Source organism: Paenibacillus sp. A3M_27_13, from assembly GCF_024213315.1.
Classification (GTDB): Bacteria; Bacillota; Bacilli; order Paenibacillales; family Paenibacillaceae; genus Paenibacillus; species Paenibacillus polymyxa_B.
Map to the genome: position 1 here is coordinate 230,945 of NZ_JANAVE010000004.1, position 24,153 is coordinate 255,097.

Sequence of the window (24,153 nt, forward strand, 5' to 3'; positions counted from 1 at the left end):
ATAAAAGATGTCCCTCACCATAGCTAATGGCTTACGGGACATCTTTTATTTCTTATTCATCACGCCATGACCCAGCCTATCGGTTAGTCTGGGAGCTAACTGATACAGCTTGAGAAAAGGAGATACCCACCGTGGCAGATTAACCTCCTCTTTGCCAAGCTCCATCGCTCTTACGATATGCCGTGCTACCTTATCAGGTTGTAGCATAAACCAGCTTACATTTCGAACATATCCTCCTGAAGGATCTGCCAGCTCAAAAAACGGTGTGTCGATCGGCCCCGGGTTAACCGTCGTTACAGTCACTCCACTCCCGCGCAGCTCTTGCCTGAGCGCATTGCTGAAACCAAGCAACGCATGCTTCGTCGCCGTGTAAGAGGACGATTTGGCTGTCCCGATTTTCCCGGCCATCGATGCTACATTGACAATCTGTCCATGGCCCCGCTCTGTCATTTGCGGCAGAAACGCCTTGATGCAGCGAACAACACCCATGTAGTTCACGTCCATCATTTGTTCAAACTCCGTCAGGTCGGTTTCATTAAAATACTCAAACTTTCCGTAGCCCGCATTGTTAAGCAATATATCGACCCGTCCGTACTGTTCCAATACTCGTGCAGCAACAGCCTCTACCTGCTCCTGGCGGGTGACGTCCAGTTGGATAAGCTCATGCCTACCGCTGATTCCCGCAGATACTTGCTTCAGTCGCTCCTGCGAGCGTGCTGTTAAAATAGGAATCGCGCCCTTTTCGCTTAACAACTGAGCGCAAAGGGCGCCAATTCCACTAGATGCACCTGTAATCACAACTATCTTGTCCTGTAGTATACTCACGGTCATCCCTCCACATTAAGGAAACTTGCTCCTTTAATATTAAGAGATCATCACCTGAATATCCAGCTCGCCGATTCCTTCCACCGTGAGCGGAATATAAAGGGCACGCTGAGGCACAAAAGTGGTCAAGTTTTCTGATTTCATGACCTGCGGAGGCGTAATATCCACGACAATTCCCTGATTGGACAAAATCGTACTGGCATTACCACTAATCATATTGCCCAATTCTGAAATTGCGCTTTTTCCCATCTCATCAATTTCAGTCAACACAAATCCGCCCATCATCGCTGATACCATACGTAGCGCCACCTGTTCATTCAGGCCGAACACAATATTTCCGCTAAGCTGTCCGGTCATCCCGATCATAATCCAGATGTGGTCGTCCACCAGCTCGACATTTTTCACACCAAGATTTCCGGGTGAAGGAGATACTTGGATCAATTGTTCAATGACCCGTCGCGCCGACTCCAAAAAAGGATTTATCACTTCTGCCTTCACGATCAAAGCGCCCCTTTACGATGGGCTTTTAGACATACAACAAAAGTCCCATTTAAATTAGAATTTTTTAATTAAATATTACTGTAAAACGCATCGATCCTCAACAAAATGCTCTCTCTATCACTTATCGACAGCTGCCCGGTAATTTTTTATAGCTAAACCACAAAAAATGTGAATAATGTCCTATATCTTTGCTTCTTACCGATTTTAGACTGATTATTTTTGAAGGATATCAGGACTTTAGTCTTTATTTCCCAATATACCACACTTTAAGGTGCTCTGCTTCGATTCATTGCCCTTCCTGCTCGAATAACCTATAATTTAATGAAATAAAGCATAACGACGGTTTTACATATGAACCTATGGATTGGCTAAAAATATTCATTCTATACAGCTGCGACAAGATTAAGAAAAGAGAGGAGGAACTTCATGAACATCAGTCAACTTGAAACACTTATCATGATTTCCAAAACAATGAGCTTCCGCAAAGCCGGAGAACTTCTCAATTTGACGCAGCCGGCGGTGTCCGCCCAAATTAAAAGTCTAGAGGATGAGTTCAAAACCATTCTGATTGACCGCAACCAGCCCGTCACCCTGACCGACCGGGGAGCTGTTTTTTTGGAACACGCCGAGCGCATATTGGAGGTTGTTGAGGAATTAAGACAAAAATTGTACGATCTAAACGAAACACCGCAGGGTCACATTGCGCTGGGTACCACAACATCCATCGCTATTCAAATTTTACCGCGCGTGCTTTCCTACTTTCAGGATCAGTTCCCTCTCATCAAAACCTCCATTCAATCCATGGCTTCCTCAATGATTTATCAGCAGGTGGAGAACGGACTTATTGATGTTGGCATCGGCTATCTGATCGAACGTAATCCCAATTTAAGCACTTCGGTTCTGTATTACGATTCCTTCGAGCTAGTCGTGTCTCCTACTCATCCGCTGGCCTCACAACCACATGCTACCATTGAAGCCCTTCGGGAAATTCCGCTTATTCTGCTCTCTCCCGATACGGTGGGACGAAAATTCGTGGACGATGTATTTAAAAAGCACCAAATCGTACCTCATGTCGTGATCGAGTTGTCCAGCAGTGAGGAAGTCAAACGGATGGTCGAAATTAATCTCGGTGCTGCCATTATTTCCAGACTGTCGGTCACTTCGGAACTGCGTGCAGGCACATTAAAAATGATCCATATTCCCGAGCTGGAAGTTAGTCATCCGGTAGGAGTGATTTATAAATCCGGCCGATATCTAAACTCAGCCATGCAGCAATTTTTAAGTGATCTGAAGGGGATGCCGGAGACGAATTTTACCAGTTCTGAATAACGTAATTCGCTATGAACAACATACGCAATATAAACTTGGTTACGAAAGGAAGACAGGCTATGAAATTTGATCTGCACACCCATCATTTCCGCTGCGGTCATGCAGACGGCAACATTCGGGATTATATTGAAGCAGGTATTCAATCTGGCTTACAAGCTATTGGCATTTCGGATCATTCCCCCTTTCTATGTAGCGAACAGGATCAGGCTTTTCCTAAAATTTATATGGCTAAGTCACAGCTTGCTGAATACGTAGAAGAGGTACAACAGCTCAAAAAGGAATACGAAGGCCGTATTGACGTGCTCCTCGGATTGGAAACAGATTATTTTCCTGATTTCGCTGAATTATATCGTTCCACTCTGGCTCCTTATCCATTTGATTACCTTATTGGGTCGATTCACAATGTCGAAGGGGACAGCATCTTTAACCGTAACCGTTGGAACAAATTAAGCGACGCTCGTAAAATTGAGGTCAAACAAGCCTACTATGCGCTCATTCAGGAATCTGCGCGAAGTGGCATGTTTCAGATTTTGGGTCATATTGACGCAATGAAGGGGAACTTCCCTGCTTTTTCAGACATTCCTGCCGATACAGCCATTGATGAAACCTTGCGGGTAATTGCGGAATCCAATGTGGCGATTGAAATTAACACTTCGGGTAAAACCAAGCTGAGTGGCGGATGGTACCCGTCTGCTTCTATTTTAGAAAGAGCGCACCATTTTGGTGTGGAGGTCACTTTTGGTTCGGATGCCCATAAGCCTTCGCGGGTAGGCGATGATTGGGAAGAAGTAAAGGCAATGCTGAAGGATATCGGCTTCCGGGAATGGGTCTATTTTAAAGAAAAACGTAAAATTCCTGTGGCGCTTTAAAATTTAAGGTGGGAATTGCCGCTCCGCAAATCATTTGATCTTACGAACGCTGCTGCAATGGGATTGTTGGGGATTGTAATTTATAAGGTGATAATCCCATTGCAAAGGCGAATGCTTAGCAAGATTATGACATCTATGTGTGAGGAGAATTACATATGCACTTGGAAGATCCTATGGACAAGATCAAAAAGCTAAAGCATGACATCACGCGGTTTATGCTAATCTATAAATTTGCGCTCGACGAAATGGAAACCAAGATTGAAATATTAAAGCAGGAATTTCAAGCATTGCACGATTACAGCCCTATTGAGCATACCAAATCACGCCTTAAATCTCCTGAGAGCATCATGAACAAAATGCTTCGTAAAAATAGCGAGTTATCCCTGGATGCTGTCAAAAATCATATTAAGGATATCGCCGGCTTACGTATTACTTGCTCTTTTATTTCTGACATTTATGATGTCAGTAACATGCTTCAGAGACAAAGTGACTTGAAGGTGCTGGAAATTAAGGATTACATCAAGAACCCCAAGCCGAACGGTTACCAGAGCCTGCATTTGCTGGTTCAAGTTCCTGTATTCATGTCGGATTGTGAAGAGCTAGTCTGCGTAGAGGTGCAAATTCGAACCATTGCGATGGATTTCTGGGCCAGCCTGGAGCATAAAATCTTTTATAAGTACAACCAGTCTGTGCCCGAAAGTCTGACACGTGAATTAAAGAACGCAGCAGATTCCGCTAATGCGCTAGATCTCCAAATGGAGCGTCTACATCGTGAGATCAAGGAAATTAAAGACGCTAGAGGTGAAGAGGACTCCATAGAGGAGCTTCGGAAGATTATGATTAATAATCAGCAAATTACGGTGCCAGCCAATTTCTTGAAGCTTCTAGGAGAGTAAGATTAGGCGGTGCTCCACCGCTATGCGAATGATTTGATCTTATGATCAACGGATTGCATGCTTGTTCAAAAATGAAAGAATAGAATCATTGATTAAGATCGGCTTCTCTCTAAGCATGTGCGGTCGATGACTACAACCCAGAGCAATTAGATAACGTGAGTCTTGGACCCATAAGCATAATTCCAGAAGCTGCTCTTCGGTGGCAAAATCATCATGTTCACCCGCGATAAATAATGCAGGGCACGTAATGCTGCTTAGCTCGTTACGTGCCAATTGCGGATATTGGCGCCAATCCTGTGCGCTCTGTCGCATAAACTCTTGCCAATTCCCCTGATGTGCCTCCTCATGCCGTTCCATCATTTGATGGATCATTTCATAACGTTCGTTTTTTGATGAGCCACTCCGGTTCAAATTCATCTGCCCCCACAGGACATGCGACTCCACTACAGCCTATGATCCTCCTCTTTTTACTTAATTGTTAGATGAACTATGTAAATAAACTAAGTATATGATAGATTACAAAATGGCTCCGCACTAAGAGCACTTCATCAAAGTATGTTAAGCTCTTTTCATTCGCTCTGTACCCTTTACAGTCATTATTTCGTCTACCTTAATATCTGAGGATTTTGCAAAAAAAACAATAAGCGACTGGAATCGAATTTTGCAAAATCCTGATCTATGAAAACCATTCCGAAGGAGTGATAAAGTATGAGAAAGGTACTTGTATTGGGAGGAACGCGCTTTTTTGGCAAGAGACTGGTGGAACGTCTGCTGGAGAGTTCCGAGAACTCCGTTACCATCCTCACACGAGGCCAAACAAGCGATTCGTTTGGTGACCGCGTTCAGCGGATCTGTGCAGACCGTACCGACCCGCAGGCACTCGCAGAGGCGGTAGGTGAGCAAGTGTGGGATGTTATTTATGATAATATTTGCTTTTCTCCAGATGAAGCCAGCGAAGCCTGCCGCATTTTTGATGCTAAAGCCAAGAGGTATATTGTGACCTCCAGCCTATCCGTCTATGATTCGAGCCCGGAAGTGCTGACAGAGAGCATCTTTGATCCTCAAACTTACCCGGTTCGCAAGGGCGGGAAAGACGATTTTACATATCAGGAGGCTAAACGGCAGGCAGAAGCAGTTTTTATGCAACAAGCTACATTCCCTGTAGTCGCTGTTCGTTTTCCGATTGTATTGGGAACAGATGATTATACGAAAAGGCTTCATTTTCATATCGAACATGTTCGTGAAGGAAGAGAAATCGGAGTACCTAATTCCGCAGCACAAATCTCATTTATTCGTTCCGATGAAGCCGCAGATTTTCTGCTTTGGCTCGGTCACACTTATTTAACAGGTCCTGTAAATGCTTGTTCCGACGGTACAGTGAGAATTGGAGAGATCATTTCGATCATTGAGCAGGCAACGGGAAAACAAGCTGTGGTGAAAGAAAAAACAGCAGACGAGCACATGTCTCCATTCGGTATTACACAATCGTGGTACATGGATACGTCCAAAGCCCAGTCAGAGGGGTACTCATTTCTCTCCCTAAATGAATGGCTTCCAGAGCTGATAACCAGCCTGAACCGTTCCTAAAATCATAAAAAAAGAGGACCCGAAGCTTCGGGTCCCAGCAATATATATAATTCAAAGGGGGTCATATCTATGTTGTACCCACTCTATGTTAAAGTAACTTTGCAGTTATGTTTCATCTTTGTAACAAAATGAAATGCAAATGAGTCCAGCCAAGGCAAGAACTCCACTCACTGCCACAGAAATAGAGAATGCTCTGATATAATCTGACAGATTAGCTTCTGAAAGCGGGTGATGGAGCAAGGAAGAGAACAAGATACCGATCAGAGCGACTCCCAACGAATTAGCCAAGTACATAAAGGTCGTAAACAAGCCTGAGCCCGTTCCTGCCTCTTCAGTCGATACAGCCCCAAGGACGACATGGGCCAGTGGCGTTGTGGCCATCCCAAGACCCAGACCATATACACCTAGTATCGTGATATTTCGAATATGACATAAATGGATTGCATCTAGATGTAACGATCCAATGAGCAGAAAGCTACAAATCCCCATGATTAGCATACCTGATTTCAACACCTTGCTCCCCCACTTCTTTACTAGCCTGGACGACCATAATGAGGTGAGGAAAAAGCCAACACCAAGCGGCAAAAAGACCATGCTTGTGGATCGAACACTGTATTTCAAACCGGATTGTACATAATAATTTAAAATAAAGAAGAACGAAAACATACTAAGATAGATGACAATTACCGTCAATATCCCTGCGCCGAATGAACTCTTTCTAAATATAGATAGACGAATAAAAGGCGAGCCTTCCCTCTTTTCTTTTCCCATTTGCGTAACTATAAAAGCAACCAAAACCAGAATGGACAACAGCAGACACCCCCATGTCCATAAAGCCCAGCCCTGCTTTTGCCCGGTTGTCAACGGATAGACAAGCAGCAATAAACCAAGAAGCAACAGAAAAGCCCCACTCCAATCCATATTCGGCACGGATCTGCCATAGGATTCCGTAATAATAGGACAAAAGAGTAACACTAACAGCCCAAAGGGGACATTAAAAAAGAAAATGATGCGCCAGCCCAGGCCGAAAAGGTTCCAGTCTACCAAAAATCCACCCAGAATTAAACCAAGTGTAAATCCAACCCCAATGATAGCTCCGTAAATTGCAAATACCAGTCCCTTCTCTTTGGGAAGAAAGCTGCTTTGCATGATAGATAGAACCTGGGGTTGAATCATGGCAGCTGATATCCCTTGAAGCACACGAATCATAATGATTAACGTAGGCTGCGATACGATCCCCCCTAACAGAGCCATCAATGTAAACCCCAACACCCCGATACATAACATGCGTCTTCTACCATACATATCTCCAAGTTTGCCGCCCAATATCAAGGCCACAGCCAATCCCAGAGAATATCCCGTAAATATGAGCTGTGCCTCTGAAAAACTGGCATGCAGGTCCGCCTGCATCATCGGAAGGGCAACCTGCATCATATAGTTGTTCAGTGAAATTAATAAAGTAGGAAGTAAAATCAGAGCTAATGCGTACCAGCGACGCGAATCTACCTGCTGTACTGCTTGAGGATTAGTCATGGCTATGGCAAAACGATCTTTCATTGTAGTTCCTCCAACCTATAATGGGCATCTTTAATCTTTTCATTTCTCATCTCAACTGATAACCATTATCATCTATAAAGCAAGGGGGTCTCTACCTGCAAAGGTATTTTCTATCCCTATAGAAGGAGCACCAATAAAAAATCCTCCAAACATGATGGACATGCTTGAAGGATTGTTTCATTAAAATTTATTCGTAAATGTATCTGGATTACGTATTTTTTTGATATATTCGCTAGGATTACAACCATAATACTTTCGAAAGGTTGTCGTAAAATTACTGGCGTTGCTGTACCCGATTGAAAATGCCGTCTCTCCAATGTTTAATTGTTCAACTTCCAAGTACCAGAGAGCTTTTTCCATTCTTTGCTTACGCACCATTTCAAAAATAGTCATTCCGAATAAATGGGGGAATCCTTTCTTTAGCTTGAATTCATTAAGCCCAACCTTTCGGGCCAACGCTTGAATCGACAGGGGGTGCTCAAAATGAAGAATGACGAATTCACGAGCCTTATGGAGCTTTGAAATATCTTCACGACTTATAAAATGGCTTGTCCCCCTTGTTACATGTCCATCCATCTCCCCAAATAATGCTATAAACTCCATTGCCTTACTTTCCATGTATAACCGTTTCATCGTCCCATTGTAGTTACAATGTATCATGTCATAAACACACCTGTGCATGGCGGGCGTATCCGCGTAGGCGTCAATATTTCCTTTGTAACGTTGTAACCATGTTTCTATGCTATGCTTTTCTGCAATATCTCCGGCGTAAGAAAATAGCTCTTGTGGAGAACACCTTATTTCCACCATTTGTTGTTGAACGCCTGCCTTCTTTTCCTCATAAACCAGTTCATCCTCTAAATATAAAACATTCCCGGTTAACCGATTGGTATGACTTTCTTTGCCGTTCCATTCACAGTATATTTCACCGTTTAAGCAATAGCTGAGTTCAAAGAGCGGACAAGCCTCCTGAATATGAAGCTTCATATTCTGTTCAAAGGTGAGATCCGTGACCACGATTTCCATACCTGGACGAATCCGTGTGCGAGTCATACTTCCCTTACCTATATGCGGGGGAATCGTGAGTTGTTGCTCCGATTTTTTATGATGAATATGACCATCCACAAGCTCAGTGAATTGGTCAAATAAATGATGAATGTCTGCACTCCATATATTCAAAGCCAATGCCAGCCCTTCTTTCCTGTTCGGTTCTAACTATAGGATAACAAAAAAAGAGGACCCGAATCATCGGGTCCCAGCAACATATATTATTCAAAAGGGGGTCATGTCTGTATTGTACCCGTCCTGTGTTAGAGTTGTTTTGCAGTTATATTTCATCTTTGTAACAAAATATTCCACTGCCATTTCTACGCATAATCCCCTTGGGTCATCGAAAATACCAATACACTCGGTACCTCCCCTGAGGGATCATAAGCACCAATGGTACGCAGCAGGCGCATCTTATTTTTAATAAGCACGCGCATGGAAGCCTGATTATCCTCTTGGCAACGACTTTCGATCCGCTTGAGCTTCAAAGATCCGAAACCAAAATTCAGCATTTCTCCTACCATTTCTGTAGCCAGCCCCTGTCCCCAAAAAGGACGATCCAGAATATAGCCCAATTGCGCCTCACCCGTTCTTTCATTCCATTGCTGAAAAGAGACGATACCGAGCAACGGTGAGGAGGTAAGCTCATTGGATTCACTAAGTAAATTGCTTTCTCCTGTATTTCTCTGATGCCATTCCACCGCAAAATGCAGGGAATCTAGTGAATCAGCAGATACTTTAATTTGCGCAACCAGACGCCGCATTCGTGTATAGACTGGCTTGCGAATTCGATTCACATATTGGATCACCAATGGATCGGATAGGATCCGTTCCAGCGCGGGATAATCCTCCGCTCTTAGCTGGCGCAATCGGACTCGACGGGTGTAAAGCTCCGGTAGCCCAAGACGAAGCATTTCTCTGGTCAGCACAATGTTCCCTCCTGCGGATGGATTGGCTTTTAGAAATGAATGTTTCCATACTTAATCCAGGTCCTGAATCCCCCGGTAAATTCCTGTGCGCAGCTCTCGAATATAATACGGCAAAGAAGGTACAGCAGCTTCCTCCGCTTGTTTTACCGCCAGTTCTATATCATAAGGTACACGTACAAAATGAATGGAGAAGGACGTAGGCTGCTCCTCTCCCATCTCCCCCTCTAAAATGCAGTAGGAAGCCTGCGTAACATCCAACGGATTCCCGACACTACCGACGTTAAAAAGTGTTTTTCCCTGAAAATGCTGGATAAAAGCATTGTGCACATCACCATATCCCACGACATCCGGAGCAAAAGCAACTTTTCCATTTTCTTCTGCTAACGGATCGAACATGGCAAGCCGTTTTTCCGGCTCATCCCATGGCTGCACACGGTGATATACACTTTGCGGCGAGGCATGCACCAGACGGATACGGCGTCCGCTCATTCTGAAATCATAATGAAACGGTAACTGTGCCAAATACTGCACTCGTTCTGCCCCCAAGCGTTCGGCTTGCCAGCTAAAATTGAGATCATCCGTAATACTAACCAGCTCATCCCAATTCCCCCGCACGACCACTTCACAACGTTGACGGACAGCATCCAGAACCTCGCACGGGCTAGGCCCTTTGCCGATCAGATCCCCCAAACAAAACACACGGCTAATGCCTCGGGAAGCAATATCCTCCAGCACCGCCTCACAGGCAGGCCAATTGCCATGAATATCTGAAATGACAGCAATACGATCCATCTGAACCTCACTCCTTTGTCCGAAACGACTACATCTCTACACTACATTCGAGCCCTCTTTATGTAGTTCCAACATATATGATGAAGATGAAAAAAAGATCATGGCCTATTGGCCGGATTTTAACGTAATGACACTAAGCTCCGGTCTGCACAGCACGCGAATCGGCAGATGTGTCATGCCAATGCCTCGGCTGACATACAGCGGCATTCTCTCCGTTCCCACATGAAATAATCCCTGGATGTACTTGCGTCCACCCGGAGGCGGCATCGGCGCTCCAATGACCGGCAAGCGTACCTGTCCTCCATGCGTATGCCCTGACAGTTGAAGATCAAAGGACATTTGCGCCGCCACATCTGCATAGTCCGGCTCATGCATCAGCAGGAGCTTGCACATCTCATCAGGTAGTCCGTGAATGGCACGCTGCGGATTGGGCTTGCCCATGATGTTATCCTCTAAACCGACCAAGGCTACACGCTGTCCCGCAAGCTCTACAATCGCATGCTCGTTTCTCAGCAACGTAAACCCGGTTTTCGGATACAATTCCTGTACTCCGGCTGGTAAGCCTCTATAATCATGATTGCCCAGAATAGCAAATTTGCCAAGTGTGGCGTGCATAGAAGCCATAACTGGAACAGCAGCCTTCATGGATACTGCATAGTCATCCACAATATCGCCTGTAAAACAGAGCAAATCTGGCTTCAGACCTGCTATACGGTCCGCAAGCTCGCGTAGATCCTGCTCATCCATGTGAAAACCCAAGTGCACATCACTAAAATGTACGACCCTGATTCCGTCAAAAGCAGACGGAAGACGAGGGAGAAACAAGTTGAAGCGTGTAATTTCCAAATGATTAGGCTCCCATAAGGAAGCATATCCTCCAGCCAGAAGCGCGGTTCCGGCTGTGGCTAAAGCCGCTTTTTTCAAAAAATGGCGGCGCGAAGGATTGGCTGGTTCATTTGAAATGGAACGCCGCGAAGAACCGGGAGGGATAGCGGACCCCTGATGCGGGCCATCCTGACTCTCGCGGCGGGTGTGCGGCGTCTTCTCCATATGCATTCCCCCCTGCAATCTATTCCTTGATCTCACTTTTTAGAAATTCTTACTGTCCAGAAGCTTTAGCGGTAGTTGGACAACCACTGCTCCGCATAGTCTACCAAATCACGTTGCCTCGCGAAAAAACATGAAGCCTCCCCAATGTTCACCCGCGTAAAGGCTGAGGGACAGTCCCGTTCAAAATCAAGTCCCAGCTTCTCAAAGTCATCTGAGGTAATATTAAAATCCTGAAAAGATACCCACGCTTTTGCTCCATCCACCATCATAGGAGCTTGATGCGTGATCACTTCTCGTCCATTATAGGCTGTTCGATATTCCGCCAAATGCAAGGACGTGTTGCTGTCATGTTCGCAGCCCAACAGCAGTACATAGGCATCTGCATCATACAGCTTTGCCAAGGGCGAATGCTCACCCAGCCCAAAATCAAGCTCATGCGCTTCCAGCAAGTCTGAAGCAGCAGGTCCACGTGCCGCCAGAGAAACATGCGGATGTCCGCTGCGCTTGGTTCCTGGCAGACCACGGAACGTTTCTACAATGACGCCCATCCCTCCGGTCAGCGTCCAGGCCGGATCATAAGCGGGCATTTCCTCGCGTACCAGTTCCCACCATGACTCATCCAGAGGCGGGTTCATCCAAGTCGAGGGATCAGTCATGTCATGAGACTGTGTCGGCATTACCAGCGTCCCTTCCGTGCCAACCGCTTCGGTTAGCGCGGCAAGAATGGCCGAGGCCCCGCCTGGAACAAAGCGTCCAAAGCTGCGCATCGACGAGTGAACAAGCAATGTCATGCCGCTCCGAACTCCCAGATCCTGTAATCCCTTCATTACATCCGACCTAGTGACAGGTCGATTCGTTATCGGTTGCACAGTCACCTGTCCAGCCTCCTTTTCACCAAAAACGATACACAATACCATAATTATACCATAACTGCTATCCCGCGCTCCTTCCTCCATGTTACCCTCCATCATTCCTGAGCGCAAAAAAACAGGCTTTCTCCAGTTTGAGAAAAAGCCTGTTTGGGCATAACCTATTCGCTGTCTAGTGCTATACAGTCAGCCAGCGCTTGAACATATGCTTGGTCGTTTCCTTGTTCATTTCGGCAATAGAAGTTGTCAACGGAATGCCTTTCGGGCAAGAGCGTACGCAGTTTTGCGAGTTCCCGCACCCTTCCAGCCCGTCGTCCGTCATCAACGCCTCTAGCCGCTCTTCCTGATTCATTTCCCCTGTCGGATGGCTGTTGAACAGGCGAACCTGAGATATCGCCGCAGGTCCGATGAACGTCGTCTTCTCGTTGACGTTCGGGCAAGCTTCCAGACAGACACCGCAGGTCATGCACTTGGACAGCTCATACGCCCACTGACGCTTTTTCTCTGCCATTCTAGGACCAGGGCCCAGATCGTAGGTACCGTCAATCGGAATCCACGCTTTGACCTTCTTGAGCGCATTAAACATCCGGCTGCGGTCGATGACCAAATCCCGAACTACCGGGAACGTGCTCATCGGCGCGATCGTAATCGGCTGCTCCAGCTTATCGACGAGCGCCGCACAGGCCTGACGCGGCTTGCCGTTAATCACCATGGAGCATGCTCCGCATACTTCCTCCAGGCAATTCGACTCCCAGCACACCGGAGCCGTCTCTTTACCGTGGCTGTCCACCGGGTTACGCTGAATTTCCATCAGCGCGCTAATCACATTCATCCCCGGACGATAAGCCAATTCGAATTCTTCCGTATAGGAACTGGTTTTAGGATCAGCTTGACGGGTCACAACGAACTTCACTGTTTTATTCGACTTCACTGCTTGCTCCGACATCTAAATACACTCCCTTCCGTTATTTGTTCTTGGAATAATCCCGAATACGCGGCTTGATCAGCGAAACATCCACCGCTTCATACGAGATTTGTGGTCCTTCCGGTGTCCAGTCCGCAATCGTCGTTTTCAGGAAATCCTCATCGTTGCGATCCGGGAAGTCTGGTTTGTAATGGGCCCCGCGGCTTTCGTTGCGCAACAGCGCACCTTTGGTCATCGCTTCGGCCAGCTCCATCATATTCCACAGTTGCCGTGTAAACGCCGCACCCGCATTGTTCCAGCGCGAAGCGTCATTGATGTTAATGTTAGAGTAACGCTCCTTCAGCTCCTTGATCTTGTGGATCGTAGCTTCCAGCTTGTCATTATAACGAACCACAGTCATGTTGTTCGTCATCCACTCGCCCAGCTCTTTATGAAGAACATAAGCATTTTCTTTTCCGTCCATATGCAAAATACGCTCATACTTCTCCGTCTGCTGATTAACTGCCGCATCAAATACGGAAGTAGCTATATCCTGTGCAGATTTTTTCAAGCCTTTGATATATTCCACAGCCTTAGGTCCAGCTACCATCCCGCCGTAAATGGCTGACAGCAACGAGTTCGCACCCAAACGGTTCGCACCATGATATTGGAATTCACACTCACCAGCCGCGAACAAGCCCGGTATATTCGTCATCTGATTGTAATCGACCCACATGCCGCCCATTGAATAATGAACAGCCGGGAATATTTTCATCGGGATTTTGCGCGGATCGTCACCGACGAATTTTTCATAGATTTCAATAATTCCGCCCAGCTTTACATCCAGCTCTTTCGGGTCCTTGTGGGACAGATCGAGGTAGACCATGTTCTCGCCATTAATACCCAGTCCATCATCAACGCATACACTGAATATTTCACGTGTTGCAATATCGCGAGGGACCAGATTTCCGTAAGCCGGATACTTTTCTTCGAGGAAATACCATGGCTTACCGTCCTTATACGTCCAAATACGACCGCCTTCTCCCCGTGCCGACTCGGACATGAGACGCAGCTTGTCATCCCCTGGTATAGCCGTCGGATGAATCTGGATAAACTCACCGTTCGCATAGCGTACGCCTTGCTGATACACCGCACCAGCAGCTGTGCCCGTATTAATGACGGAATTCGTGGTTTTACCGAAAATAATCCCGGGGCCACCAGACGCCAAAATAACTGCATCCGCTGCAAAAGTCTTCACTTCCATCGTACGCAAATCCTGCCCGCAAATCCCTCGACAGATGCCTTCATCATCCAGTACAGCCTGTAAAAACTCCCAATTTTCATACTTGGTCACCAAACCAGCAGATTCCCAGCGCCGTACCTGCTCATCGAGAGCGTACAGAAGCTGCTGTCCTGTCGTCGCACCAGCAAAGGCGGTCCGATGATGCTGGGTACCGCCGAAGCGGCGGAAGTCCAGCAGTCCTTCCGGTGTCCGGTTAAACATGACGCCCATGCGGTCCATGAGATGAATGATCCCTGGAGCCGCTTCGCACATCGCTTTTACCGGAGGCTGGTTGGCCAGAAAGTCCCCGCCATAGACCGAATCATCAAAGTGAATCCAGGGTGAGTCTCCCTCACCCTTTGTATTTACCGCACCATTGATGCCGCCTTGAGCACAAACGGAGTGGGACCTTTTGACCGGAACCAAAGAAAATAAATGAACGTGAACTCCCGCCTCTGCCGCCTTGATCGTAGCCATTAGACCTGCCAGACCGCCGCCCACGACAATAATGTTGGATGCTGCCATTTCTGCTCACTCCTTTTTTTCAGGATTTTAACCAAATCCCCTTTTACGTTTAAAAATAGAATCTCAACACGATGTATAATGGATATGACTCATTTACAGTAGCTGTTTAAAAGCGCTGCATTGCACCAAGGCAGTTGCCGTTTCCTGAAATTCCGCGCTGCGGAATGCAAGCAGGGAAGCGATGAAGCCGATAGACACCACCACGAACAGGGTCATACAGATATAAGAAGATACTTTTTGCGCACGTGGTCCCACAGTAATCCCCCAACTGACCATAAATGCCCACAGTCCGTTAGCAAAGTGAAAGGATGCCGAAACGACACTGATTAAATACAAAATGAAATAAACCGGGTTCGTCACGATGCCATGCATAACGCCGCCTAGCTCCTCATGAGTTACTTTACCCAGAGCTACCTGAAAGCGTGTGTCGTATACGTGCCAGATAATAAATACAAATGTAATGACGCCAGAAATACGCTGGAACAGAAAGCGCCAGTTACGTGAATAGCCGAACCTTTTGACATTCGGGTCAGCCTGATAAGCGATATACAAGCCATAAATCCCGTGGAACAGTAATGGCAAGTAGATGAATAACGTTTCTAGCACAATAACCAGCGGCAAACCATTCAGGAAGGCCACGCTGCGATTAAATCCTTCCTTGCCGCCCTCCACCGCTGTGAAGTTCGTCACCAAATGCTCAACAAAAAATAGAGCCAACGGAATGACGCCAAGAAGCGAATGCAGCTTTCTGGAATAAAATCCTCTCATCTAGGTCATGCTCCCTTCTCCCAATAATAGCGTTTTCAATAGTAATATAACATATAAAATGACAGTTCCCGACAGGAAATGTCCAACAAGGTGTCCCTTATTAGGAAAAACAAAAGTGTGAACATCTTGTGTCGCTTTCATGTTACTCCTTTTCGGCTTATAATGGAATTGCAATATACGTATTAATTATTATGTCTTTTTTGCATATAGAGAGGAAGTGGATGATTTGTTTGAGGATTTGAACGCTTTTGCCGTCATTGTCGAGCAGTCCAGCCTGAATAAAGCCTCCAAACTGCTGAATCTGTCCCAACCTGCCCTGTCTCGCAAAATTGCCAAGCTGGAGGAAGAGCTGGGTGTGAATCTCTTTGATCGTCGGGGCAAACGGCTCGAAATTACGTCCACTGGCCGATTTGTTTATACATTCGCACTAGAGCAACGGCAACGACAGCTTCGCTTTTTACAAAAGCTGTCCCAGCACAAAAATGAAGCCCAGAGTATGCTTACACTCGGTGCAAGCCTCACGACACTCCAAACGACGCTGCCTACCCTCGTCGAAGCTTTCATGAGCAAGCATCCTCAAACCGAGCTGAAGCTGCTCACCGGTAAAACCCATGAAATCGTCGCCTTTGTACGTGATAAAAAAGCAGACGCCGGTATTGTCGGGTCTGCCATTCATGAAGCCGGACTGCGTTGCATTCCGCTATTTGATGATCATTTGGAGCTTGTTGTTCCCATTGGACATGAATTAACCGTCAAGACAGGAACGGCCTCGATGAAAGATCTACAAGGATTGCCGATGATTATATTCTCCAAAGGAACCTGGTACCGCAGTCTGACGGATGACTTATTCCAGCGCAGCGGCATCATGCCGGATATCCGCATGGAAATCGACTCCTTCGAGGCAATTGTACGCCTGCTTCCAACCTGTAAGGCTTCCGCCTTGCTACCCAAATCCTATTTGCGCAGCGAACTATTACGGGATAATGGACTCACTGCATTATACTTGCCCGATTTGAAGGAGACACGCCGAACGACCTCCCTCATTTACTCGGAGACGACCGATCTCGGTCCGACAGCACGACGCTGGATTAGCGAGACACGTGCGTCGTTTGCAGGCTATCGTATGGTGTAGAGGGTTTAGCCCTCTTCATTGACATTAACAACCTCATCCTCAAAGCGACCGATATTGTCATTCGAGCCGATGATGACCATAATATCGTCTGCTTTTAGCCGATCCATAGCCGTCGGTGCGATCAGGATACCGTTCGCCGTATGAAGCGCCACGACACTACAACCAAAGCGAGTACGGGCATTTAGCTCTGCTAGCGTTTTGCCATTCAGACATGCAGGTACATTGAGTTCCACAATACTGTATTCTTTGGACAACTCCAAATAATCGAGCAAATTAGGCGTGACTAGCTGATGAGCCACCCGGATACCCATATCCCGTTCTGGATAAATGATCCGGTCCACACCGAGCTTCTCTAACGCACGCCCGTGCAGCACAGATATGGCTTTGGCTACGACTTTTTTCACACCCAGCTCCTTCAGCAAAATGGCGGTCAGGATGCTTACCTGAATGTCATCACCAATAGCAACAATGCCGCAATCGAAATTACGGATGCCCAGTGATCGCAATGAGTCTTCATCGGTAGCGTCCGCAACGACAGTATGTGTCAACATCTCACTCATACTGTCCACAACATCCTCATTCCGGTCAATGCCTAGCACCTCGCACCCCATATCCACCAATTGCAAAGCCAGGCTTGAGCCAAACCGTCCCAAGCCAATAACTACAAACTGCTGCGTTTTCATATCTACTCGAAAACTCCCTTATCTGAATCAATTTCATAAATGAGGATTTTGCAAAAATCCTGAAATAATTAAATCAACGAAATGTATACTACATATCATGAAATGATTCATCCTATAATCATTTTGCCTTCCGGATGACGATATAATTCTTTACCCTTTTTCGGCCCCAGTGCATAAGCTAGCGTGAGTGGCCCCAGTCTACCTGCAAACATCGTCAGGGTAATCACCAGCTTACCTATGACTGTCAAATCAGGTGTAAGCCCCATCGACAGCCCCACCGTACCAAACGCAGACACCGTCTCGAACAAGATCATCAGAAAATGATGATCTTCGGTTGCCGACAAAATCATGGTCACCCCGATCACGAACAGCAGCCCCAGCAGTGTAATGGTCAAAGCCTTGTAAATTCGTCCCTGCGCAAGTCGGTACCTGAACAGCACAATATCTTCACGCCCCCGTAGCATCGAAATCACGGCTCCAATGAGCAGCGCGAATGTTGTGGTCTTAATCCCGCCTCCAGTAGAGCCAGGAGAAGCCCCGATAAACATGAGTATGATGATAAAAAACTGCGTAGCCTGCCGCAAGCCTGCAATGTCCAGTGTATTGGCACCTGCGGTACGAGGGGTTACGGACTGGAATAAAGATCCCAGCAGTTTCCCCCCCCAATCAAGCGAGCCAAGAGTCTTTGGATTCGTAAACTCAAATACAAAAATCACGAGCGTGCCGACTACAATCATAGCGCCCGTCATGCTGAGTACCACCTTAGTATGCAAGGAAAGTCTCTTGCGCTTGCGATATTCTGCCAGGTCCGACATCACTACAAAACCAATTCCGCCTGAAATAATCAGGAACATAGCTGTAAAATTAACAATCGGATCATATACATAACCTGTCAGGCTGCGAAAGTGCCCGAATAAGTCAAAACCAGCATTGTTAAACATGGAGATGGCATGCCAAATCCCAAAATAAATCGCCCTGCCTACAGGCATATCAAACGACCAGCGAATCGCAAATATTGCAGCACATACGCCCTCAATGACCAGCGAGTACAGCAGCACCTTACGAATCAATCCGACAATTCCTTCGACAGAGGTCTGATTCATCGCTTCCTGTAAAATGAGGCGCTCCCGTAAGGAAATCCGACGTTTGAACACCAGCGCGATCAAGGTAGCCATAGTCATAAAGCCCAGGCCGCCGATCTGAATGAGCGCAGCGATAACAACTTGACCAAAGGTTGTAAAAAAGGTCCCCGTATCCTTTACGACAAGCCCTGTAACACAGGTCGCGGAAGCGGCAGTAAACAAAGCGTCTATAAACGCAAGTGGCTTTCCTGTTGTATTGGAGATCGGCAGCATTAACAATAAACTACCTATTAGAATGATAATGGCAAAACCCGCAACGAATATCTGCGGTGGAGAAAGCCGGAGCCAGCTTGCATTGGGATTCATCTATTCATCACTTCTCTCCTAATCCTTAAAACTATAAAAACAGTGATTTAATACGGTGTAAGCCCGCTACGCGTTCCATTTGATCTTCCGATCGTCGTTGCCCCTAATTTTTTTGATTTTTCCAAACCTTTAGTAACTATAATTAGCATTCCCTGAATACAGGAAGAATGCATGTCAAGCACTACTCTGCCCCCTGTGCTATTGGCGGGCAGCAGCGAAGGAAGCAGAATTGTTCTGAAGAAGCGAAGCGTTTGCCTTTATCTCCGGATTTTAACCATTAAAGGGGTTATACAATCAAAAAATCCGGGGATAACAGCAATCGGAAGAATAATCTGCACCCGCAGCGGTCTAACCAATCCAAACACTTTTATACGCACAAAAATAGACACCGGAAAACCGAGTGCCTGACTTGGTTCCTGCTCATAGCCTACGAGGTTAGCTGACGGATTCGGGCAGCACAGTATGCCCTATTTACACATCCAATCCAGCAGGATCGGCTGTAAAATTCACCCCAGTAACATGGTTCCCCCGTTTTCTCATAGAAATTCGGCTCAACTGTATATCATTACCTATGTATTTTATAGGCATTGCCTCAAGATTATAATCCTTCTATATCCAGATCACAAAACCGATTTCGCCGAAAAAACGTGAAATTGGCTTTATTTTGCGAATGGGCATCGTTTAATCGCAGCTTATCTTATTTTATTGGAACTTTAAAGTGCTTTCACTCTATTTTCATGAATATCGCTGGTCTGTTGGCGGGAACCTGTGCAGTATGATATCTTTAATGGATGTTCTTATTTACAGATTAAGGAGGAAACTCATGAATCCTATCGGGAAACCGGTCGTGCTCACGGCCAACTTCAAAAAATTAGGCTTGCTGGGCGGGATTGGCCTGATTTGCTTTTTTATCTTTCAATTGCTTATTCCCTCGCTTAGTAATCCGAGTCCAGAATCAGTAATGAACGCAAAGGTCATCAGCAAACAAGAAGCGGTCATACACGCATTGGACTTTGCCCGCTCCGAGTTGGGCTATACTGAATCACAGCCAGAGGAGCCTGTCGTGACCTATCAGGCCGAAACAGATTTGTACGGTTATTTATCTAGAGAAAAACTGCTTCAACAGTACGACCGTACATGGAAGAAAAATTACCCTTACGAAACCTTTCGGGTTGATCTGCCTGAATCCTCAGCGAAAAGCAAACTGCAAATTCATGTGGATTTATCCACTGGGAAGGTCGTTAGCTTTAAACGGATCACCTCCAGTACCAATTACACACAGGCTGATATTTCTACGGATGAAGAAGCACGTAACAGGCTTATACGTGTAGCTGAGGACGGCATGACGCTTGAAGCCAAGGAGCAGGCGGCCGCAGTATGGGTTAAGCGCTTTGGTTTTAAGCCGTCGGACTTGAAGCTCGCCACCACTGAAAAAGAAGGTGGATTAAAGTATACCGTAGACGATAAAAAAATCGGCGCCTCGGTACTTACATTGGCTTTTACTTTCGAAGACGGTGATGTTCGCTCCTTCTCTCAAAGCTTTTCGGCCCCGTCGTCCTATACCGATTATATCGAAAAGCAAACATTTTGGGCGAATTGGATGACCTATGCGGGTTATGCCCTATTTAGCTTTGTGCTGGGTGTTCTTGCCATTGTGTATGCGTCACTCACCCGACGACATACTTCATTTGTACGCGGCATTGTTCTGTCCGTTATATACTTTATTGCAAGTATAGCTGGGACAATGAACATGCTGCCTTTATTGCAAGCAGAAGCAGGCGGTAAGGGCATGCTTATATTTCTTATGGTGTTCCAGATTGGTGTTACCTTCTTCATGGCAGTAGCGCTCTACTTCTCCTTGGTCGGCGGTGACGGGCTTATGCGTCAGGTTGGACTGAATGCATGGCCGCGTGCGAAAGAGCCGGGCTACGGGCTGTATGTGCTTCGCAGTATGTATGTTGGCTACTTGTGGGCCTTTATTTTACTCGGGGTACAATCCATCTTATTCTTTATACTGGAGCGCACATTTAATACATTCTCCACAACAGATGCCACGCAATCCCCTTACAATATGGCTTATCCATGGTTACTGCCGATTATGGCCTGGATGGCAGGTATTGGAGAAGAGACTGTCTACCGTCTGTTTGGTATTCCGATGGTCAAAAAAATAGTGAAAAACACTTTTGTTGCTTGTCTGATCACCACGCTGATTTGGGCACTGGGACATACACTTTATCCAATCTATCCGGTGATTTCCAGACCTATTGAGCTGACTTTTCTTGGCTTGCTGTTCAGTTTTGTGTTCCTGCGTTACGGTTTTATTGCCGCCATGTTCAGCCACGTTATTTTTGACAGCATTCTAATGGGGCTTAGTGTAATGAGTCTGGGAGACACTGTGAATGTGAGCGCTGGTCTATTCTGGATCTTACTTCCAGCCATTGTGGGTTACATCATTTATTGGTTTAGTCCTAAAAAGCCAAATCGAATTATGTTTGAACCTATTAAAAAAGAGGAGCCGTATTCTACGACTCCTCCTCCCGAAGGGCAGCTATAATCTGACGCGCAAGCTTATCCCCAATAGAGAGAGGCCGGAATTCTTCAACGCTGGCCTCTCTTATTTTTTTGAGTGATCCAAAATGCTTGAGCAGTAACTTACGCCGTTTCTCGCCGATGCCTGGAATAGAGTCCAACCGAGAAGTCACCATAGATTTGCCGCGTTGCTCGCGGTGGAACGTGATGGCAAAACGGTGAACCTCGTCCTGAATCCGTTGCAGCAGATAAAATTCTTCGCTATTGCGTGCAAGTGTCACGGCCTCAGAGGACTCTCCCACTAATAGTTGGGAAGTTCTATGTTTGGCATCCTTCACCAGACCACACACAGGAATGAACAAACCCAGCTCATTTTGCAGTACATCGGTCGCCGCCTTAATTTGTCCACGTCCACCATCCACAACGATCAAGTCGGGACGTTCCAGATTTTCCTTAAGCACACGTTCATATCTACGCCGAATAACCTCACGCATCGTTTCATAATCATCGGGTCCCTGCACAGAACGGATCTTATATTTTCGATACTCCTTCTTGGCAGGCTTGCCATCAATAAACACGATCATGGCGGAGACTGGATCGGAACCCTGGATGTTGGAGTTATCAAACGCCTCCACCCGGTGCAAGCTATCCAGCCCAATGGCACGTCCGAGATTGCTTGCAGCTTTGGATGTCCGTTCCTCATCCCGCTCGATCAGCTTAAACTTCTCATCCAAAGCAACACGTGCATTTTCCGTCGCCATGCCTGTCATTTGCTTTTTCAGTCCACGCTGCGGTACAAGTACCTTAACATCCAACCATTCAGCCAGAGCGAGAGCCGCCGTAGCTGGGTCCTCCAGTCCACCGGATAGTTGGGTTTCTGTTTCCTTTATCTCTGCATCTTGGTCACCAACTTGACCTTGATTCGTTGCTGCTGCATAAGCTGCTCGTTCTTCAGCCACCAGCAATGAGTCAGCAGAATGCTCTGTCTCCGTTTGTATCGCTTTGTCATCTGTCTGTCCGGTAGCATCGGCTGTAGGTGCACTGTGAAGTGCAGTTTCTGCCGCAACCGGTTGATCGACATTGACCTGTTCCGCCTGCATCATCTTAGGAGAATCCGGCAGCAATATTTCCTGCGGCACTGCTGGGTTGTCACTATAATATTGCGTCACATAGGACATAAAATCACTGTAAGCCTCACCGTAGAAAGGAAAAGTCGACATATGGCGCTCGATCATTTTACCTTTGCGGACATATAGGATTTGTACACACATCCAGCCCTTATCTACTGAAAAACCGAATACATCTCGATCTTTCGCATCCGATGTGGTGATTTTCTGCTTTTCCATCATCGCGTCGATGCTGATAATCTGATCTCGCAGCTCCTTGGCCCGCTCAAAATACAATTCCTCTGCGGCCTCCTGCATTTTACGCTGAAGATCCTTTTTAATTTCCTCATGTCCCCCGCTCAAAAAGGAACCAATCTCCTGACCAATCTGCTCATACGTTTCCTTCTTCACCTCTTTCACACAAGGCCCCAAACATTGATGCATGTGATAATACAGGCACACTTCCTTGGGCATCACACCACACTTGCGTAACGGATACATACGATCCAGCAGCTTCTTCGTCTGATGTGCCGCGTAGGAATTGGGGTACGGTCCAAAATATTTTGCTTTATCTTTCAGAACGCGACGGGTCACCTCCAGCTTAGGGTGTGCCTCGTTCGTAATTTTCAAATACGGAAAGGTTTTATCATCCTTCAATAGCACGTTATAGCGCGGCTGGTACTTTTTAATGAGGTTGCACTCCAAAATGAGCGCCTCCATATTACTGCCTGTAACGATATATTCAAAATCACGGATATCGGAAACCAGTCGCTGCGTCTTGCCGTTATGGCTACCTGTAAAATAGGAACGGACCCGGTTTTTCAACACTTTGGCCTTGCCGACATAAATAATGGTGCCTTCGCTATTCTTCATCAGGTAACAGCCTGATGCATCCGGCAGTAACGCTAATTTGTGCCGTATGTTCTCCAGCGCCTTCTCCTGATTTTGCAAGTCCTCCGCATAAGGTTTCATTCGCCCGGTTCCTCCTTCCATTCTTAATGATTACTCAACTAACTACTTATAATATATAGGAATAATACACAAAAACGCCCCCGGTATTTACAACCGGAGGCATTGACCTTTCATGGCCGCTCCACCAAGCCCCCGCGGGAGCATGGGTCACATGCGATGATTATTGGTGTTTAGTAAGCATGCTTTTCAGCGCTTCTTTGGAGTTCAGACCTACCACTTTATCAACAGGCTGTCCGTCTTTGAAAACGATCAGGGTAGGAATACTCATCACGCCGAAACGGGAAGCAGACTCTGGATTTTCATCCACGTTCACCTTCGCGATTTTGACGCTGTCGCCAACTTCTGTGGACAGATCCTCCAGAATGGGAGCGATCATTTTGCAAGGACCGCACCATGGCGCCCAAAAATCAACCAAAACGGTTCCTGTGCCTTCGACTTCTGCGTTGAAGGATTGATCGGACACGTTAACAATTGCCATTGTATGTTCCTCCTTTATAGAAAAGTCAAGATTATTATAACCTGTAATGTCTGTTTCGACACCTTTTAATTATAT

General features: G+C 46.4%; 22 protein-coding genes and 1 riboswitch. Of the genes, 6 read left to right on the forward strand and 16 right to left on the reverse strand.

Annotated features, from left to right (window positions below):
* Positions 1-45: 45 nt before the first annotated feature.
* The gene (locus tag NLX82_RS17325) at positions 46-825 is read right to left on the reverse strand and encodes an SDR family NAD(P)-dependent oxidoreductase (protein WP_254348686.1); all 780 of its coding nucleotides are present in this window, start codon (positions 823-825) and stop codon (positions 46-48) included.
* Positions 826-864: 39 nt separating this feature from the next.
* Positions 865-1,323, reverse strand: coding sequence for a chemotaxis protein CheX (locus NLX82_RS17330; RefSeq protein WP_023990131.1), 459 nt, complete (start codon positions 1,321-1,323; stop codon positions 865-867).
* Positions 1,324-1,752: 429 nt separating this feature from the next.
* Between NLX82_RS17330 and NLX82_RS17335 the strand changes: the two genes are divergently transcribed.
* The 3 genes from NLX82_RS17335 to NLX82_RS17345 all read left to right on the forward strand — a co-directional run bounded on the left by NLX82_RS17335 (position 1,753) and on the right by NLX82_RS17345 (position 4,420).
* The gene (locus NLX82_RS17335) at positions 1,753-2,655 is read left to right on the forward strand and encodes a LysR family transcriptional regulator (protein WP_023990132.1); all 903 of its coding nucleotides are present in this window, start codon (positions 1,753-1,755) and stop codon (positions 2,653-2,655) included.
* A gap of 59 nt (positions 2,656-2,714) precedes the next feature.
* The gene (locus NLX82_RS17340; RefSeq protein WP_028541459.1) at positions 2,715-3,524 is read left to right on the forward strand and encodes a histidinol-phosphatase; all 810 of its coding nucleotides are present in this window, start codon (positions 2,715-2,717) and stop codon (positions 3,522-3,524) included.
* Positions 3,525-3,679: 155 nt separating this feature from the next.
* Positions 3,680-4,420 carry a GTP pyrophosphokinase gene (locus tag NLX82_RS17345; RefSeq protein WP_023990134.1) on the forward strand — a complete coding sequence of 247 codons (741 nt, stop codon included), beginning with the start codon at positions 3,680-3,682 and terminating at the stop codon, positions 4,418-4,420.
* 45 nt (positions 4,421-4,465) lie between these two features.
* Here NLX82_RS17345 and NLX82_RS17350 read toward each other — a convergent pair whose 3' ends face one another.
* The gene (locus NLX82_RS17350; RefSeq protein ID WP_235322323.1) at positions 4,466-4,864 is read right to left on the reverse strand and encodes an alpha/beta fold hydrolase; all 399 of its coding nucleotides are present in this window, start codon (positions 4,862-4,864) and stop codon (positions 4,466-4,468) included.
* Positions 4,865-5,128: 264 nt separating this feature from the next.
* Here NLX82_RS17350 and NLX82_RS17355 point away from each other — a divergent pair, with 264 nt between their 5' ends.
* The gene (locus NLX82_RS17355; RefSeq protein WP_254348687.1) at positions 5,129-6,007 is read left to right on the forward strand and encodes an NAD-dependent epimerase/dehydratase family protein; all 879 of its coding nucleotides are present in this window, start codon (positions 5,129-5,131) and stop codon (positions 6,005-6,007) included.
* Positions 6,008-6,112: 105 nt separating this feature from the next.
* On the opposite strand, the gene NLX82_RS17360 is transcribed toward NLX82_RS17355, so the two are convergent.
* From NLX82_RS17360 to NLX82_RS17400, 9 genes are all read right to left on the reverse strand, one after another.
* Entirely contained in the window at positions 6,113-7,564 is a 1,452-nt protein-coding gene (locus NLX82_RS17360; protein WP_254348688.1) for an MFS transporter, read from the reverse strand.
* Positions 7,565-7,744: 180 nt separating this feature from the next.
* A complete protein-coding gene (locus NLX82_RS17365; protein WP_053326041.1) occupies positions 7,745-8,749 on the reverse strand; it encodes a helix-turn-helix transcriptional regulator in 1,005 nt (334 codons plus the stop codon).
* Between the two features lie 182 nt (positions 8,750-8,931).
* On the reverse strand, positions 8,932-9,540 hold the full coding sequence (locus tag NLX82_RS17370; RefSeq protein WP_053326042.1) for a GNAT family N-acetyltransferase: 609 nt from the start codon (positions 9,538-9,540) through the stop codon (positions 8,932-8,934).
* Positions 9,541-9,591: 51 nt separating this feature from the next.
* Entirely contained in the window at positions 9,592-10,332 is a 741-nt protein-coding gene (locus NLX82_RS17375; RefSeq protein ID WP_025724028.1) for a metallophosphoesterase family protein, read from the reverse strand.
* 105 nt (positions 10,333-10,437) lie between these two features.
* Entirely contained in the window at positions 10,438-11,382 is a 945-nt protein-coding gene (locus NLX82_RS17380) for a metallophosphoesterase (protein WP_076295555.1), read from the reverse strand.
* 65 nt (positions 11,383-11,447) lie between these two features.
* Positions 11,448-12,257 (reverse strand): AAC(3) family N-acetyltransferase, encoded by an 810-nt coding sequence (locus NLX82_RS17385; RefSeq protein WP_076295621.1) that lies wholly within the window; start codon positions 12,255-12,257, stop codon positions 11,448-11,450.
* 172 nt (positions 12,258-12,429) lie between these two features.
* Positions 12,430-13,197: a succinate dehydrogenase iron-sulfur subunit gene (sdhB, locus tag NLX82_RS17390; protein ID WP_053326044.1), complete on the reverse strand. Its 768-nt coding sequence runs from the start codon at positions 13,195-13,197 to the stop codon at positions 12,430-12,432.
* A 19-nt stretch (positions 13,198-13,216) separates the two neighbouring features.
* A complete protein-coding gene (gene sdhA / locus NLX82_RS17395) occupies positions 13,217-14,962 on the reverse strand; it encodes a succinate dehydrogenase flavoprotein subunit (protein ID WP_013311796.1) in 1,746 nt (581 codons plus the stop codon).
* 93 nt (positions 14,963-15,055) lie between these two features.
* Complete coding sequence (locus NLX82_RS17400; RefSeq protein WP_023990144.1) at positions 15,056-15,730, reverse strand: succinate dehydrogenase cytochrome b558 subunit; 675 nt, start codon at positions 15,728-15,730, stop codon at positions 15,056-15,058.
* A gap of 226 nt (positions 15,731-15,956) precedes the next feature.
* Between NLX82_RS17400 and NLX82_RS17405 the strand changes: the two genes are divergently transcribed.
* A complete protein-coding gene (locus NLX82_RS17405; protein ID WP_028541456.1) occupies positions 15,957-16,862 on the forward strand; it encodes a LysR family transcriptional regulator in 906 nt (301 codons plus the stop codon).
* A gap of 5 nt (positions 16,863-16,867) precedes the next feature.
* On the opposite strand, the gene NLX82_RS17410 is transcribed toward NLX82_RS17405, so the two are convergent.
* The gene (locus NLX82_RS17410) at positions 16,868-17,545 is read right to left on the reverse strand and encodes a potassium channel family protein (RefSeq protein ID WP_023990146.1); all 678 of its coding nucleotides are present in this window, start codon (positions 17,543-17,545) and stop codon (positions 16,868-16,870) included.
* A 107-nt stretch (positions 17,546-17,652) separates the two neighbouring features.
* A complete protein-coding gene (locus NLX82_RS17415) occupies positions 17,653-18,993 on the reverse strand; it encodes a TrkH family potassium uptake protein (RefSeq protein ID WP_013311800.1) in 1,341 nt (446 codons plus the stop codon).
* Between the two features lie 409 nt (positions 18,994-19,402).
* A riboswitch (cyclic di-AMP (ydaO/yuaA leader) is annotated at positions 19,403-19,555 on the reverse strand.
* A 261-nt stretch (positions 19,556-19,816) separates the two neighbouring features.
* Between NLX82_RS17415 and NLX82_RS17420 the strand changes: the two genes are divergently transcribed.
* Positions 19,817-21,547, forward strand: coding sequence for a CPBP family intramembrane glutamic endopeptidase (locus NLX82_RS17420; protein ID WP_023990148.1), 1,731 nt, complete (start codon positions 19,817-19,819; stop codon positions 21,545-21,547).
* Here the strand turns inward: NLX82_RS17420 and uvrC are convergent.
* Positions 21,516-23,600 (reverse strand): excinuclease ABC subunit UvrC, encoded by a 2,085-nt coding sequence (uvrC, locus tag NLX82_RS17425; RefSeq protein WP_075154713.1) that lies wholly within the window; start codon positions 23,598-23,600, stop codon positions 21,516-21,518. The two genes, NLX82_RS17420 and uvrC, sit on opposite strands and share 32 nt — an antisense overlap.
* A gap of 160 nt (positions 23,601-23,760) precedes the next feature.
* Complete coding sequence (trxA, locus tag NLX82_RS17430) at positions 23,761-24,078, reverse strand: thioredoxin (RefSeq protein WP_010347861.1); 318 nt, start codon at positions 24,076-24,078, stop codon at positions 23,761-23,763.
* Positions 24,079-24,153: the final 75 nt, after the last annotated feature.

Excerpts from the sequence above, each read along its gene's own strand:
- NLX82_RS17335 (WP_023990132.1), top strand. The coding sequence starts at position 1,753 with ATGAACATCAGTCAACTTGAAACACTTATCATGATTTCCAAAACAATG.
- NLX82_RS17340 (WP_028541459.1), top strand. The coding sequence starts at position 2,715 with ATGAAATTTGATCTGCACACCCATCATTTCCGCTGCGGTCATGCAGAC.
- NLX82_RS17345 (WP_023990134.1), top strand. The coding sequence starts at position 3,680 with ATGCACTTGGAAGATCCTATGGACAAGATCAAAAAGCTAAAGCATGAC.
- NLX82_RS17355 (WP_254348687.1), top strand. The coding sequence starts at position 5,129 with ATGAGAAAGGTACTTGTATTGGGAGGAACGCGCTTTTTTGGCAAGAGA.
- NLX82_RS17360 (WP_254348688.1), bottom strand. The coding sequence starts at position 7,564 with ATGAAAGATCGTTTTGCCATAGCCATGACTAATCCTCAAGCAGTACAG.
- NLX82_RS17375 (WP_025724028.1), bottom strand. The coding sequence starts at position 10,332 with ATGGATCGTATTGCTGTCATTTCAGATATTCATGGCAATTGGCCTGCC.
- NLX82_RS17380 (WP_076295555.1), bottom strand. The coding sequence starts at position 11,382 with ATGGAGAAGACGCCGCACACCCGCCGCGAGAGTCAGGATGGCCCGCAT.
- sdhB (WP_053326044.1), bottom strand. The coding sequence starts at position 13,197 with ATGTCGGAGCAAGCAGTGAAGTCGAATAAAACAGTGAAGTTCGTTGTG.
- sdhA (WP_013311796.1), bottom strand. The coding sequence starts at position 14,962 with ATGGCAGCATCCAACATTATTGTCGTGGGCGGCGGTCTGGCAGGTCTA.
- NLX82_RS17400 (WP_023990144.1), bottom strand. The coding sequence starts at position 15,730 with ATGAGAGGATTTTATTCCAGAAAGCTGCATTCGCTTCTTGGCGTCATT.
- NLX82_RS17410 (WP_023990146.1), bottom strand. The coding sequence starts at position 17,545 with ATGAAAACGCAGCAGTTTGTAGTTATTGGCTTGGGACGGTTTGGCTCA.
- NLX82_RS17415 (WP_013311800.1), bottom strand. The coding sequence starts at position 18,993 with ATGAATCCCAATGCAAGCTGGCTCCGGCTTTCTCCACCGCAGATATTC.
- NLX82_RS17420 (WP_023990148.1), top strand. The coding sequence starts at position 19,817 with ATGAATCCTATCGGGAAACCGGTCGTGCTCACGGCCAACTTCAAAAAA.
- uvrC (WP_075154713.1), bottom strand. The coding sequence starts at position 23,600 with ATGAAACCTTATGCGGAGGACTTGCAAAATCAGGAGAAGGCGCTGGAG.
- trxA (WP_010347861.1), bottom strand. The coding sequence starts at position 24,078 with ATGGCAATTGTTAACGTGTCCGATCAATCCTTCAACGCAGAAGTCGAA.